This is a genomic window from Achromobacter spanius (assembly GCF_003994415.1).
GTDB classification, from domain to species: Bacteria; Pseudomonadota; Gammaproteobacteria; order Burkholderiales; family Burkholderiaceae_B; genus Achromobacter; species Achromobacter spanius_C.
In genome coordinates, this window is the sequence record NZ_CP034689.1 from 3239293 (window position 1) to 3255157 (window position 15865).

Here is a 15865-nt window from a genome sequence, read left to right on the forward strand (position 1 = left end):
AACGCCGCGCAACACGATGAGCGCGCGCCAGTGCATCGCTTGTTTGAACAGCAGGCCCGCGCCACGCCCGACGCCATTGCGCTGGTGTGCGGCGACGCCGCGCTCTGCTATGCCGACTTGAACGCGCGCGCGAATCGCCGCGCGCATGACTTGATCGCGCGGGGCGCGGGCCCTGACGCGCTGGTCGCCATCGCTATGCAGCGTTCGATCGACATGGTGGTTGGGCTGCTGGCCATCCAGAAGGCCGGCGCGGCCTATGTGCCTCTGGATCTGGACTACCCGGTCGAACGGCTGGCCTACATGTTGCGGGACAGCGGCGCGATGCTGCTGCTTTGCGCGCAAGATGTGCCCGATGGCCTGGTGTCGTCCGATGGGCCTGCCGTTGTCGATCTGCGTGATGCCCCGACCACCGACGCCGTGCACAACCCGGACGTGGCGCTGCATGGCGAAAACCTGGCTTACGTCATCTATACCTCTGGCTCCACCGGCCGTCCCAAGGGCGCCGCCAATCGGCATGCCGCCTTGACGAACCGCGTGGCATGGATGCAGCAGGCGTACGGGCTGGCGGCCGACGACGTCGTGTTGCAGAAGACGCCGTTCGGCTTTGATGTGTCGGTTTGGGAATTTTTCTGGCCCCTGATGACCGGCGCGAGGCTGGTCATGGCGCAACCCGGCGATCACCGCGACCCCGAGCGCCTGGCGGCGCTGATTCACCGCCATGCTGTTACGACCGTGCACTTCGTGCCGTCGATGCTTGCCGCCTTCATGGCGTACGAAGCGGCCGCGCGCTGCGCATCGCTGCGCCGTATTCTGTGTAGCGGCGAAGCCTTGCCCGCCGACGTCCGCGACGACGTGCTGCAACGCATGCCGTGGGCCGAACTGCACAATCTGTACGGCCCGACCGAGGCCGCGATCGACGTGACGGCGTCGCGGTGCGCGGCGGAGGACGGCGCGCGCGTGCCCATTGGCGCGCCCATCTCGGCCACCCAGGCATGGGTGCTGGACGCCGACCTGAACTTGAGCCCGCCCGGCGTTGTCGGTGAACTGTATTTGGGGGGCATGGGCCTTGCGCGTGGTTATGTGCGCCGCCCGGGCATGACGGCAGACCGATTCGTGGCGGACCCCTATGCGTCAGAGGCGGGCGCCCGGCTGTATCGCACCGGCGATCTGGCCTCATGGCGCGCCGATGGGCAGTTGCTGTATCAGGGGCGCGCGGACCACCAGGTCAAGATCCGCGGCTTTCGAGTCGAGCTGGGCGAAGTGCAGACGCGGCTGGGCGCGCAGCCCGGTGTGGCGGCAGCGGTCGCGGTGGCCCACGAGGCCGCCAGCGGCACGAAGCTTGTGGCGTATGTGTCGCCACGGGACGCCGCGCGGCAACCCGACCCGGTCATGTTGCGCGCGGCCCTGGCCGCCGAACTGCCTGACTACATGGTGCCCGCCGTCATCATGGTGTTGGCGGCGTTGCCGCTTAGCGCCAACGGCAAGATCGATCGCAAGGCCTTGCCCGCGCCGGATTTCCAGCGCGATAGCGAATTCCAGACACCGGTCGGCGACACCGAGCACTTGCTGGCCGGCATCTGGCGCGACGTGCTGGCCGTGCCGCGCATCGGCCGGCATGACAACTTTTTCGAACTGGGCGGGGACTCGATCCTGACGCTGAAGATTGTGGCGGCCGCGCGCAAGCAGGGCGTGAAGATCGCGCCGCGCGACGTCATGGAGCGCCAGACGATCGCCGCGCTGGCCTTGTCGGCGTCGGCGATACGTCCCGAGACGGCAACGGGCCCGGCCCGTGGCCCGGCCTTGTTGGCGCCGGTGCAACAGACGTTCTTCGATCTGTCCGTGCCCCATCGCAGCCACTGGAACCAGTCGGTGGTGCTGCGTCCCCATGGAGAGGTCGACGTGGCCGCGCTGCAACGCGCCATGGACGCGGTATTGGCGCACCACGATGCGTTCCGGCTGCGCTATCGGCAGGATAGACAGGCAGGGTGGGCACAGGAGTACGACAAAGACGCCGTGGCGCCGCGCTTGGCCTTGGCGCCATCCGGGGATGACGCCGCCGCCCCATTCGCGGACGTGGCGGACGCCTTGCAACGCAGCCTCGACGTGGAATCGGGCCCCGTGACTGCCGCGGCCTGGATCGAGCCGGACGTGGGCAGCCCTGACGCGGGCCGCCCTGACGCGGGCCGCCCAGACGTGGGCCGCCCAGGAAGGCTGTTGTGGGTGGCGCACCATCTGGTCGTGGACGCGGTTTCTTGGCGCGTCCTGCTGGAAGATCTGGAAGTCGCTTATGACCAGGCGCGCCGTGGCGCGACGCTGACCTTGCCATCGGCCACGACGTCTTTTGGCGATTGGACGCAGGCGCTTGCCCGCTATGGCGCCTTGCCCGCCACGCAGGCGCAATTACCCGAATGGCTGGCTATCTGCGGCGAGCAGGACACGCCGCTGCCCGTGGCGCGACCCCATGGCGCCAACCGCGTGTCGGACCAGCGCAGCGTGTCGGCGCAGTTGGACCCGGCGGCATCCGCGCGCTTGTTGTCCGGCGGAGCGCGGGCATATCGGGCACAGGCCTCCGAGCTGTTGCTGACGGCCGTGGCGCGCGTCCTGTGCGCCTGGACAGGCCAGGAAAGCGTGTTGCTGGAGCTTGAAGGCCACGGCCGCGAAGAGGACACTACGGGCGTTGATGCAGGCCGGGTCGTCGGCTGGTTTACATCCCTGTTCCCGTTGCGGCTGCGGCCGGGCGCGGCGGATATTGGCAGCGCCTTGGCGGCGGTCAAAGAGCAGTTGCGGGCGGTGCCCGACAAGGGCTTGGGCTATGGCGTGCTGCGCACCATGACGGATTCCGGCCGCGTGCTGGCCAACCATCCGTATCCCCGCATCACCTTCAATTACCTGGGCCGGACCGACGCCGTCGCGCGTACCTGGACTTGGGACAACGAGCCCGCTGGCGTTGAACGCGATCCCGATAGCGAGCGCCGCAGCGTGCTGGACATCGGCGTTGCTTTACGCGATGGCGCCTTGCGTTTTACGTGGTCGTACAGCGCCGCCATGCAGGATGAAAGCGAGGTCCGCGCGTTGGCCGACGCTTGCGTGGCCGAGCTTGCCCGCCTGGCGGACGTGGTCGACGCACCGGGAGCCGGCGGCGTGACGCCATCCGATTTTCCGCTGGCGGCCTTGTCCCAGACGCAGTTGAACCGCCTGGCGCCGAACCCGCGCGATGTGGCCGACATCTATCCCCCAACGCCCATGCAACAGGGGCTGTTGCTGCACACGCTGATGAACCCCGGCTCCGGCATGTACTTGATGCAGGACCGCTACCGCTTTGACCGGCACCTGGATCTGGACGCGGCGCACCGTGCGTGGGGCCTGATGGCGCAACGGCATGAAGCGCTGCGCGCGGGCTTCGCCTGGCAGGCGGGCGAGACCCCCTTGCAAGTCATCCGCCGCGAGGTCGAAACTCCCGTCCAGGTGTTTGACTGGCGCGAGCTGCCCGTGGAGGCGGCGCTGGCCCAGCTGGACCGCCTGTTGCAAGACGAGCTGGTGGCGGGCTTTGATATGGGCGCCGCGCCCCTGTGGCGCGTCCGGCTGGCGCGACTGGCCGACGGCGACCGGATGGTGCTGAGCTATCACCACATCCTGATGGATGCCTGGTGCCGGTCCTTGTTGCTGGCGGATTTCTTTGCCGCGTACGACGCCTATGCACAGGGGCAGGCGCCGCAGTTGGCGCTGCCGGTGCCGTACCGCGACTTCATCGCGTGGCTGGGGCGGCAAGACATGGCGGCCGCGCAGGCGTACTGGCGCGACACGCTGCGTGGTTTCGGCACGGTCACGCCCTTGCCGCTGGCTGGCCGTGGCGCGCCCACGCCGGGCCAGTCACGGACCGTCGACGCCGTCGTGTCACTGACCCCGGCCGAGACCACGGCGCTTCAGCGCGCGGCGCAGCAGCAGCAGTTGACGGTGAACACCTATGCGCAGGGCGCGTGGGCGTTGTGGCTCGCCCGCGTAGCCGGACTGCACGATGTGCTCTACGGCGTGACGGTCGCCGGCCGGCCCACTGACCTGAATGGCGTACAGGACACCATCGGCCTGTTCATCAATACCTTGCCGTTACGCGTCGACGTGCCGGGGCCGGACAGCCCGATCAGCGTGGCGCAGTGGCTGCGCACGGTGCAGGCCGGCAATGCCGCGCTGCGCGAACACGAACACCTGTCCTTGGCTGAGATCCAGGCGCTGGCTGACGTGCCGCGTGGCACCACGCTGTTCGACACCTTGTTCGTCTTTGAAAACGCGCCGGTTGACGGCGCATTGCTGGCGCGTGCGCAAGCGATCGGCGCGCATGCCGACGGCGCCCGCACGCATACCAACTATCCGCTTACGGTCGTGGTCAAACCGGGCGAACAGCTGGTGCTGCAACTGACGTATGACGCCGACCTGTTCGACGAGGCGTCGATCCTGCGAGTGCTGGACGGCTTGCGCCACGTGCTGGGGCAATTTGCCGGCCGACCGGCCGCGCCGTTGGCGCAAATCGGCCTGCTGCCCGACGACGAGCATGCACGCGTGCTGGGGCTGGGGCGGGGCGCAACGCCCGGCTATCCGCTGGACGCCGGGTACGCCAGGCTGTTCGAGGCGCAGGCGCGCCAGCACGCCCAACGCCTCGCGGCGCGCGACGCGAACGGAGACATCCGCTACGACGCACTGAATCGGCTGGCCAACCGCCACGCGCATGCGTTCCGAGCGGGCGGGGTGGGCCGCGACGACGTCGTGGTGGTGCTGGCCGAGCGTGGCATCGGCATGCTGGCGGCCGTGCTGGGTGCATTCAAGGCGAACGCGGCCTACCTGGCGCTGGACCCCGCCTTGCCCTCGCAACGCCTGGCGCAGATCCTGGACCTGTGCCGCGCACGCGCGGTCGTTACGGATCGCGGCGCGGCGGCGGCGCACGCCGACGTGATCGCAGCGCTGCCCGCCGCGGTGGCCCGGCACGACATCGACGTCCCGGCATCGAGCCACGACGCCGATCTCCGCGAACCCGCGCATCGCGACCAGGCGGCCTACGTGATCTTCACGTCCGGTTCCACGGGCACGCCCAAGGGCGTGGTCGTCACCAGCCAGGGCATGTTGAACAACCAGCTCAGCAAGATTCCCGCGCTGGGCCTTACCGAGCATGACGTTATCGGCCAGACGGCCGCGCAGAGCTTCGACATTTCGGTGTGGCAGCTGCTGGCAGGGTTGTTGTGCGGCGCGTGCGTCGAGATCGTGGCGGATAGCGTGGCGCGCGACCCGCAAGCCCTGATCCGCCGCGTGAACGATAGCGGCATCACCGTGCTGGAATGCGTGCCGACCCTGATCCAGGGCATGTTGATGGCCGACGCGGTGTCGATGCCCGGCCTGCGCTGGATGCTGCCCACGGGCGAAGCCAGTTCGGTGGCGCTGGCGCGCGCGTGGCTGGATCGCTATCCGGGCGTGCCGCTGGTCAATGCCTATGGCCCCGCCGAATGCGCGGACGACGTGGCGCTGTATCGCGTGGACGACGCCAAGAACGAGTCGGGCCCGGTACTGGCGATCGGCACGGCGGCCGACCACACGCAACTGTACGTGCTGGACGCGAACCTGGACCTGCTTCCCGCTGGCGCCATCGGTGAACTCTGCGTGGCGGGCGTGGGCGTCGGGCGCGGGTATCTGCATCAGCCGGGTCTGGCCGCCGAACGCTACATTGCCGATCCGTATGCGGCACGGCCCGGCGCGCGGCTCTACCGCACGGGCGATCTGGCGCGCTACCGGGCCGATGGCGTGCTGGAGTATGTGGGGCGCAGCGACCATCAGGTCAAGGTGCATGGCTTTCGCATTGAACTGGGTGAGATCGACGCCTTCCTGGCGCGCTTGTCCAGCGTGCGCCAGGCGGTTACGGTGGCGCGCGATGACGGGCAGGGCCATCGCCTGGTCGGCTATGTGACGCCGCGCAACCTGGCGCTGGCCGGGCCGCGCGACGACGCGCAGCGCGCCTGGTTGGAATCCGTGCAGGCCGAGCTGGCATCCGCCTTGCCGGCCTATATGGTTCCGGCCGTGTGGGTGGTGCTGCCGTCGATTCCGCTGACGCCCAACGGCAAGGTGGACCGCCGCGCGCTGCCGGCGCCCGACACTCAGGCCGCGCTACGTCACTACACCGCGCCTGAGGGTGACCTGGAACTGCAACTGGCCGATATCTGGGCCGCGGTGCTGGGCGTGCCGCGCGTGGGCCGCGACGACAGCTTCTTTGAGCTGGGCGGCCATTCCTTGCTGGTGATGCGCGTGGTTGCACGTATCCGGACCGATCTGGACATCGAGACGCCGCTGGCCGCGCTGTTCGAAGCGCAGACGCTGGCGCGCTTTGCCGAGCGCGTGGCCGAGGCGGCGCAGGCGGGTATTGGGCAGGCCGACGCAATGCGCGGCATCGACGCGTTCATCGATACCCTGGAGATGCTGTGATGGACGATACCCTGGCCCGGCAAATTGCCCGAAAATTCGCATCGCTTGCGCCTGCGCAGCGTCGCGCCGTGTACGACAAGATGCGCGAACAGGGCATGGACCCATCGCACCTGCCCATTCTTTCGCGCGAGGGGCCGCCGATGCTGTCGCACGCGCAGGAGCGGCTGTGGTTCCTGTGGCGCCTGGATCCCGGCGATGCCGCCTACCACCTGCCGGGCGTGTTGCGCCTGATGGGCGCGCTGGACGTCGAAAGCGTGCGCGTGGCCTTTGAGCGCGTGCTGGTCCAGCATGCGGCGCTGCGCACGCGATTCGACATGGACGCCGACGGCATGGCGCATCCGGTGGTGCTGGCGCCGTGGCGCATGGAGCTTGCTCAGGCAGACTTGCGCGCCGCACCGAACACGGATCAAGAGGAACGGGCGCGAGAGATTGCGCGTGCATGGATCGCCGAACCGTTCAACCTGCTGACCGGCCCTTTGCTGCGGGTGGGGCTGGTGCGGCTCGGTGACGAAGAACACCTGCTGGTCACCGTCATGCACCATATCGTGTCGGACGGATGGTCCATCGGGTTGCTGACCGACGCGTTCTGCAAGCACTATGCGGCGTTGCGGACGGGCACGGAACTCGCATCGCCGCCGCCCGCCATCGCCTATACCGATTACGCGGCCTGGCAGCGAAACCTGTTGGCGGCCGGCGAGGAAGATCGGCAACTGGCGTATTGGCGTCAGGCTTTGGCCGGGGATCACCCCGTTTTGCAGCTGAACGCCGATTTTCCGAAGCGTGGCGCAAGCGGGCAGGCGGCCGATGCCTGCATCAGCAACCTGCCGCAGTCCCTTGCGGACGAACTGCGGCGCTATGCGCACGCCCGGGGTTGCACCTTGTTCGTCGTCTTGCTGGCCGCATTCCAGGCCTTGCTGGCGCGCCATACCGGCCAGTCCGACATCCGCGTCGGCGTGCCGGTGGCGGGGCGCACGCGCCCCGAGGTGCAAGACGTGGTGGGACTGTTCGTCAATACGCAGGTGCTGCGCGCCAGGCTCGCCCCGGACTTGAGCTGGTCGGCGCTGCTTGCCCAAACGCGCGTAGCGGTGGCGCAGGCGCATGCCCATCAAGACCTGCCGTTCGAGAAACTGGTTGACGCCCTGCAACCCGAGCGCAGCCTGGACCATACCCCGCTGTTCCAGGTGCTGTTCAACCATCAACAGTTGCCGGGCGTAGACGGCTGGCAATTGGCCGGACTGCGTGCCACGCCGGAATCGTTTGCGCCGCCGACCTTGCCCTTTGCGTTGCAATGCGACACCGCTGAGTACGATGACGGCCGCTTGCGCGTGGCGTTGCGATATCCGCGCGACGCATTTATGCCCGGCACGCTGATGCGCATGGCCGGTCACTATCAAGCGCTGCTGCGCGCGATGGTGCGCGATGATTCCGCACGCGTGTGGGAGGCCGAGCTGTTGTCGCAGGTGGAATGCAAGACCTTGAGCGAATGGGAGACGGGCGCGCCATTGGCAGATGAGGTAGCGTCGTCGTTCGGCGCGCTGCCGGTGCATCGCCAGTTTGAACGACAGGCGGGCCTTTGGCCGGACCGTGTGGCGGTGACGTGCCTTGATGCGTCGCTGACGTATGGCGAACTGAACCGCCGCGCGAATCAATTGGCGCATCGCTTGCAGCGCATGGGGGTACGTGCCGAGCAGTGCGTGGGGATTGCTGCCGAACGATCGCTGGAACTCGTTGTAGGTTTGCTGGCGGTGTTGAAGGCAGGTGCGGCCTACGTGCCGCTGGACCCAGACTATCCGGATGACCGGCTGGCGTACATGCTGCAAGACAGCGGCGTGTCGCTGCTGCTGACGCAGTCCGGTTTGGCGGCACGGATGGGCGGGTTGTCGTCATCGACAACCTTGTTGGCTTTGGACCAGATCGACGTTTCGTCCGAGCCGGTCACACCGCCCAACGTTTCCCATCACTCCGAGAACCTTGCCTACGTCATCTACACCTCGGGCTCCACTGGCAAGCCCAAGGGCGCGGCCAACCGGCACGTTGCGCTGACCAACCGCTTGGCGTGGATGCAGCAGGCCTATGGTTTGACGGCAGACGATGTGGTGCTGCAAAAGACCCCGTTCAGCTTTGATGTATCGGTGTGGGAATTCTTCTGGCCTTTGATGACCGGCGCGCGGCTGGCGTTGGCAGGCCCGGGTGATCATCGCGATCCGGCGCGCCTTTCCGCGCTGATACGCGAACAAGGCGTGACTACGCTGCATTTTGTGCCCTCGATGCTGCACGCCTTCATCAGCCATGCCGAACAGGTGGGCGCGGATGGGTGCGCAACGCTGCGCCGTATCGTGTGCAGCGGCGAAGCGCTGGGCGCGGACTTGCAGGCGCGCTGCCTGGCGTTGTTGCCGCAGGCCGGGATGTACAACCTGTACGGCCCGACGGAAGCAGCAATCGACGTGACGCACTGGACCTGCATCGACGATGGCAGCGGTGTGGTGCCCATCGGCTATCCGATAGCGGGCATTCATACGCGAGTGCTGGACGCGCAGCTGAACCCTGTGCCCATCGGCGTACCGGGTGAGCTGTATCTGGGCGGGGTGGGTTTGGCGCGCGGGTATCTGAACCGCCCGGGCCTGACCGCCGACCGCTTTATCGCCGACCCGGACGGGCAGGGCGGCAGGCTGTATCGCACGGGTGATCTGGTGCGCTGGATGCAGGAGGGGCAGCTGGAGTATCTGGGCCGCCTGGATCATCAGGTGAAGATCCGTGGCTTGCGGATTGAACTGGGTGAGATCGAGGCCGCTCTCTTGTCACAGCCGGATGTGGAACAAGCGGCGGTGCTGGCGCAAGACGGCCCATCGGGCGCGCGGCTGGTGGCGTATGTCGCACCCGCCACCGTGGATACCACGGCACTGCGAACCGCATTGTCGGCAGCGTTGCCCGACTACATGGTGCCCGCCGCCTTCGTCGCATTGGATGCTTTGCCGGTCAACGCCAACGGCAAGCTGGATCGCAAGGCCTTGCCCAAGGCAGAGTTCGCCGCCAGCCAAGGCTACGAAGCGCCCGAAGGCGCGGTCGAAACTGCTCTTGCCGCCATCTGGTCGCTAGTGCTGGGCGCGCCGCAGGTAGGCCGTCACGACAACTTCTTTGAACTAGGCGGCGACTCCATACTCAGCCTGCAAATCGTGGCGCGCTTGCGCCAGGCAGGGTGGCAGATCACGCCGCGCCAGGTGTTCGAGCGGCAGACCGTGGCCGATCTGGCCAGCGTGGCGGTGGCCGCGCAGGCACAAGACCTTACCGACGAGGCCGTCGGGGACGTGCCGCTCTTGCCCATTCAGGCGGCGTTCCTGGCGTTGCCGCTGGCGTCCCACAACCATTGGAACCAGGCCGTGCTGCTGCATGGCGACGCGCCTGTCGATGCGCAAGCGTTGTCCGCCGCCTTGCAGGCGGTGGTCGCGCAACACGATGCGTTGCGTCTGCGCTTCACGCGCGAAGGCGGCGCGTGGCGCCAGCGCTATGAGGCCAGCCCCGACATGGCGGGCCTGCTGTGGCAACGCAGCGATGTGACCGACATCGAGGCGCAGTGCGATGCCGCGCAGCGCAGCCTGGATATCGAGCACGGCCCCTTGCTGCGCGCCGTGCTGATGCAGGTGGCCGATGGTACGTCGCGCGTGCTGCTGGTCATCCACCATCTGGCCGTGGACGGCGTATCTTGGCGCGTGTTGCTGGCAGATTTGCAACTGGCCTACACGCAAGCGCTGGCGGGCGGCGCGATCACCTTGCCCGCGCGTTCAGCGAGTTACGGCGCATGGGCGCGTCGCATCGAAGCCGCACGCACGTCGTATGAGCCTGAACTGGATTACTGGCGCGCATTGCCGCCCGGCGACGCCTTGCCGTGCGACGACGCGCAGGGGCCGAACCGCGTCGGTGACCAGCAACGCGTGGCGCTGGCGCTGGACCGCGCCACGACCCAAGCGCTGCTTAAGGACGCGCCTGCCGCGTACCGCACGCAGGTCAACGACTTGCTGCTGGCCGCGTTGGCACAGGCGCTGGGCGAGTGGGGCGGGTTGAAGCAGGTGCGTATCGATCTTGAAGGCCATGGCCGCGAAGACGCATCGGGCGAACTGGACCTGTCACGCACGGTGGGCTGGTTCACCAGCGTGTATCCGGTGGTGCTGGACACGCAAGGCGACACTGCCGAACGGCTGATGCGTGTGAAAGAAACCTTGCGTGCCGTGCCGTCGCAAGGCTTGGGTTATGGCGTGTTGACCGATGCCTTGCCTGGCCAGCCGCAAGCGCCCGTCCTGTTCAACTACCTGGGCCAATTCGACACGGTGACCGCGGGCGAGGCCGACTGGCGCATCGCCGCCGAAGCGTCCGGGGCAGGCCAGGACGAAGCCGCCGAGTTGATCCACGAATTGACCTTTAACGGCCACGTACACGACGGCCAGCTAAGCATTTCGTTGGGCTACAGCAGCAAGCGTCACGATCCCACCCGCGTGCAAGCGCTTGCCAAACAGTACGAAGCGGCCTTGCGCGCGCTGGTGGCGCATTGCGTCAGCGGTGTCCACGGCGTGACGCCATCGGACTTCCCGTTGGCGGGCCTGACTTGGGAGGGGCTGCGCGCGCTGGACATTCCCGCGCCGGCACACCAATGGCAAGACCTTTACCCGGTGACGCCGATGCAGGCGGGCATGCTGTTCCACAGCGTGTGGGATGCGGCATCGGGCGAAGACGAAGTCCCGGCCTACGTGAACCAGTTGCGCGTGGACATCGACGGGCTGGACGTGGAACGCTTCCGGTCCGCATGGGCGTCGGCGCTGGCGCGTCACGACGTGTTGCGCACCGGTTTCTTGCAACGCGCGGGCGCACCGCTACAGTGGGTGGCGCGCGACGTGGCGCTGCCGTATAGGGTGATTGATGCGCGCAACCATCACGATGCATCGCATCCTGTCGCAACGGTTTTGGATGCTCAGGCGCGCGCCGATCTGATGCAGGGCTTCGACCTGGCATCGCCGCCGCTATTGCGCGTGACGCTGATGCGCACGGCCGAGCAGCGCTATCACTTGATCTGGACGTTCCATCATCTGCTGCTTGACGGTTGGAGCGTGTCGCAGTTGCTGGGCGAAGTGCTGCGGACGCACGAAGGGCTGCCCGTGGCGGCGGGAGTGGGCCGCTATCGCGACTATCTGACGTGGCTGGCTACCAGAAGCGAAATTGATACGCAGGCGTATTGGCGTGGCTGCTTGCAAGCCTTGAGTGAACCCAGCCTGCTGGCGCCGGCATTGCGGCTTCGAGGCGCATGCACGGCAGCCACCGGCTACGCCGACCTGCATGCCCGGATGGACCCTGCCGCGTCGTCGGCATTGGCCGAGCGCGCCCGGCATCATCGCGTCACGGTCAACACCTTGGTGCAAGCCGCCTGGGCGCTGGTCCTGGCGCAGGTGACGGGGCAATCCACGGCTGTGTTTGGCGTCACGACGTCTGGCCGGCCCGACACCTTGGCCGGTGCGCAGCACATGCTTGGGCTGTTCATCAACACCTTGCCGTTGGCGGTGACGATTGCGTCCGATGCCACGCTGGGCGACTGGCTGCGTGGCATACAGGACCAAAACCTGACGTCGCGTGAACACGAGCACGCGCCGCTGTTCGACGTGCAGCGTTGGGCAGGCCACGGCGGCAGCGCCTTGTTCGACACGCTGTTGGTCTTTGAAAACTATCCGGTTGATGCGGCGCTGAAAACGCAGGCATCGGCGGGGGTGCGGTTTGCCACCTTGCAGAACCATGAACAGACGCATTACGCCCTGACGCTGGTCGTGACGCAGCAGCCTGGCCTGTCGTTGCAACTGAGCTATGACCGATCACGCCTATCAGAAGCGGTGGCGCAGGCGTTGGCGCAGCGCCTGCATTACATACTGGCGCGTCTGGCGGCGCACGAGGGCCGCGTGGGCGCGCTGCCATTGACGCCGCCCAACGAGTTGGCCTTGTTGAGTCCGAACGAAAGAGGCTTGCCGCTGTCGGCGGAGGTAGCGTCGTCGTTCGGCGCGCTACCGGTGCATCGCCAGTTTGAGAGGCAGGCGGGCCTTTGGCCGGACCGTGTGGCGGTGACGTGCCTTGATGCGTCGCTGACGTATGGCGAACTGGACCGCCGCTCGAACCAATTGGCGCATCGCTTGCAGCGTATGGGCGTACTTGCCGAGCAGCGCGTGGGGATTGCTGCCGAACGATCGCTGGAACTGGTTGTAGGTTTGCTGGCGGTGTTGAAGGCAGGTGCGGCCTACGTGCCGCTGGACCCAGACTATCCGGATGATCGGCTGGCGCACATGCTGAAAGACAGCGGTGTGTCGCTGCTGCTGACGCAGTCCGGTTTGGCGGCACGGATGGACGGGTTGTCGTCATCGACAACCTTGTTGGCCTTGGATCAGATCGACGTTTCGTCCGAACCGGTCACGCCGCCCGACGTTCCCCATCACCCCGAGAACCTTGCCTACGTTATCTACACCTCGGGCTCCACTGGCAAGCCCAAGGGCGCGGCCAACCGGCACGTTGCGCTGACCAACCGCTTGGCGTGGATGCAGCAGGCCTATGGTTTGACGGCAGACGATGTGGTGCTGCAAAAGACCCCGTTCAGCTTTGATGTATCGGTGTGGGAATTCTTCTGGCCCTTGATGACCGGCGCGCGGCTGGCGTTGGCAGGCCCGGGAGACCATCGCGATCCGGCGCGCCTTTCTGCGCTGATACGCGAACAAGGCGTCACTACGCTGCATTTTGTGCCTTCGATGCTGCACGCCTTCATCAGCCATGCCGAACAGGTGGGCGCGGATGCATGCGCGACGTTGCGCCGTATCGTGTGCAGCGGCGAAGCGCTGGGCGCGGACTTGCAGGCGCGCTGCCTGGCGTTGTTGCCGCAGGCCGGGATGTACAACCTGTACGGCCCGACGGAAGCTGCAATCGACGTGACGCACTGGACTTGCGTCGACGATGGCAGCGGCGTTGTGCCCATCGGCTATCCGATAGCGGGCATTCATGCACGGGTACTGGACGCGCAGTTGAACCCTGTGCCCATCGGCGTACCGGGTGAGCTGTATCTGGGCGGGGTGGGCTTGGCGCGTGGGTATCTGAACCGCCCCGGCCTGACCGCCGACCGCTTCGTCGCCGACCCGGACGGGCAGGGCGGCAGGCTGTATCGCACGGGCGACTTGGTGCGCTGGATGCAGGAGGGGCAACTGGAGTATCTGGGCCGCCTGGATCATCAGGTGAAGATCCGTGGCTTGCGGATTGAATTGGGTGAGATTGAAGCCTGCTTGTTGTCGCAACCGAACGTCGAACAAGCGGCGGTGCTGGCGCAAGACGGCCCATCGGGCGCGCGGCTGGTCGCGTATGTGGCACCCGCCACAGGGGATACCACCGCACTGCGAAGCGCATTGTCGGCAGCATTGCCCGACTACATGGTGCCCGCCGCCTTCATCACGTTGGACACCTTGCCGGTCAACGCCAACGGCAAGCTGGATCGCAAGGCCTTGCCCAAGGCAGAGTTCGCCGCCAGCCAGGCTTACGTTGCGCCCGAAGGCCAGGCAGAAGTGCGATTGGCCGAGGTCTGGGCGCAGGTGCTGCAGACCCCTCGCGTCGGCCGGCATGACAATTTCTTTGAGTTGGGCGGCGATTCCATCGCGGTGATGAAAGTGGTGGCCGCCGTCAAGCAGGTCCACGGTATCGATGTGCCCTTACGCACGTTGTTCGATGCGCCCACCGTCGCGCAGTTGGCGGCATTGCCGCTGCTGCACGCAATGCGGGGCGCAATGGGCGAGGGCGCCCAGGAGCGGCAGGCTGAGTTTGCCGCCATCGATTCCCTCTTGAATGAACTGGAGATGTAAGCACCATGGCAATCGATCCCCGCACGCTGGCCGAACGCATCGCGAAGCTTGATGCGCAGCAGCGCCAGACCTTGCTGGCCAAGCTGGTTGCCCAAGGCATCGACCCCGGCAGTCTGCCCATCGTGCCGTTCCCGGATGTGGTGACGTATCCGCTGTCGTACGCCCAGCAAGGTTTGTGGCTGACGTGGCGGATGGAGGCCGAGTCGTCGGCCTACAACATGGCGGGCGCGATGGCCTTGCGGGGCGCCTTGCAGCCCGAGGCGCTTCGCCGGGCGGCGCAGGCCCTTGCCGAGCGGCATGCCGTGCTGCGCAGCGTATTCGAGGTCGACGCAACTGACACGCCGATGCAGCGGGTATTGCCGGATGCGTTTGCGGCATGGCGGCACGAGAGCGTGGAACATCTGGATGGCGACGCGCGCGTTGCGGCGGCCCGCGTCCTGTGCCAAGACGACGCGACGCGGCCCTTTGACCTGGCGCGCGCGCCCGCGTGGCGGGTGACGTTGATCACGTTGTCGGCCGATACCCATTGGCTGTCGTTGACGATGCACCATATTCTGGCGGACGGCTGGTCGCAGGCAATCTTGCTGCGCGAGCTGGCCGCGCTCTATACGGAGCAAACCCGGGGTCAACCGTCCGAACTGTCACCGCTGCCCATCCAGTTTGGCGACTACGCCCTGTGGCAGCGTGAATGGTATGCGGCCGGCCAGTTGCCTAAACAGTTGCAGTATTGGCGCGAACGCTTGGGCCAGGATCCGGAGCCACTGCGGCTGCCGTTGGATCGGCCCCGGCCGGCGCGGCGCGATGCCGCGGCAGGCACCTACACCGTGACCTTGCCGGCAGAGCTGGCGGCATCCGCGCGGGCCTTGGCACAGCGCGGTGGCGCGTCCGTGTTCATGGTTCTGTTGGCGGCCTTCAAGCTGACGCTGGCGCGCTACTGCGGGCAGGACGACATTGTGGTGGGCGCACCGCTGGCCAACCGGGTTCGGCGTGAAACGCACGGGCTGATCGGCTACCTGACGAACATGAGCGTGTTGCGTACGCACGTGGACGCCAGCCAGGGCCTGGCTGCGCTGGTTGGCGCGGTGCGCGCGACCTTGCTGGATGCGCAGGCCAACCAGGATTGCCCGTTTGACCTGCTGGTGTCCGAACTCGTGTCCAAGCGCACCCCCGGTTTGAACCCGCTGTTCCAGGTCAAATGCACTGAACAATCGGATTCGGCCGACGCCGTGCCCGGCCGCTTCGCGGACCTGGAGATACAGGGCGTGGACGCTGCGGCACGCCATGCGCACTTTGACCTGAGCCTGGACTTCACGATCCGGCGCGACGAGATCCGCTGCCAGTTCGACTATGCCGAAGACGTGTTCAGTGCCGACACCATTGAGCGGATGGCGCGGGCCTACGCGGCGTTGCTACGGCAAGGCGCGGCGCAGCCGGACTTGCCGATGGCGCGGTTTGACCTTCCGGACGACGCCAGCCGCATTGACGGCGAGGCCGTGCAGTGGGAAGACAGCGATCTGCTTGCGCTGTAGTCGCGCGCGGCGGCG

At 67.0% G+C, this 15865-nt stretch carries 3 protein-coding genes and 1 pseudogene; all 4 read left to right on the plus strand.

Translation table 11 applies throughout. The features are described 5' to 3' along the window. Positions 1-18 precede the first annotated feature (18 nt). Positions 19-1611 (plus strand): annotated as a pseudogene (locus ELS24_RS31705) (amino acid adenylation domain-containing protein); the annotation flags it as partial. Further along, entirely contained in the window at positions 1597-6459 is a 4863-nt protein-coding gene (locus tag ELS24_RS31710) for an amino acid adenylation domain-containing protein (RefSeq protein ID WP_428839701.1), read from the plus strand. The pseudogene ELS24_RS31705 and the gene ELS24_RS31710, both read left to right, overlap by 15 nt. Beyond that, positions 6459-14321, plus strand: coding sequence for a non-ribosomal peptide synthetase (locus ELS24_RS14800; RefSeq protein WP_127184570.1), 7863 nt, complete (start codon positions 6459-6461; stop codon positions 14319-14321). Before ELS24_RS31710 ends, ELS24_RS14800 begins: the two co-directional genes overlap by 1 nt. Positions 14322-14326: 5 nt before the next feature. Next, the gene (locus ELS24_RS14805) at positions 14327-15850 is read left to right on the plus strand and encodes a condensation domain-containing protein (RefSeq protein WP_127184571.1); all 1524 of its coding nucleotides are present in this window, start codon (positions 14327-14329) and stop codon (positions 15848-15850) included. Positions 15851-15865 lie beyond the last annotated feature (15 nt).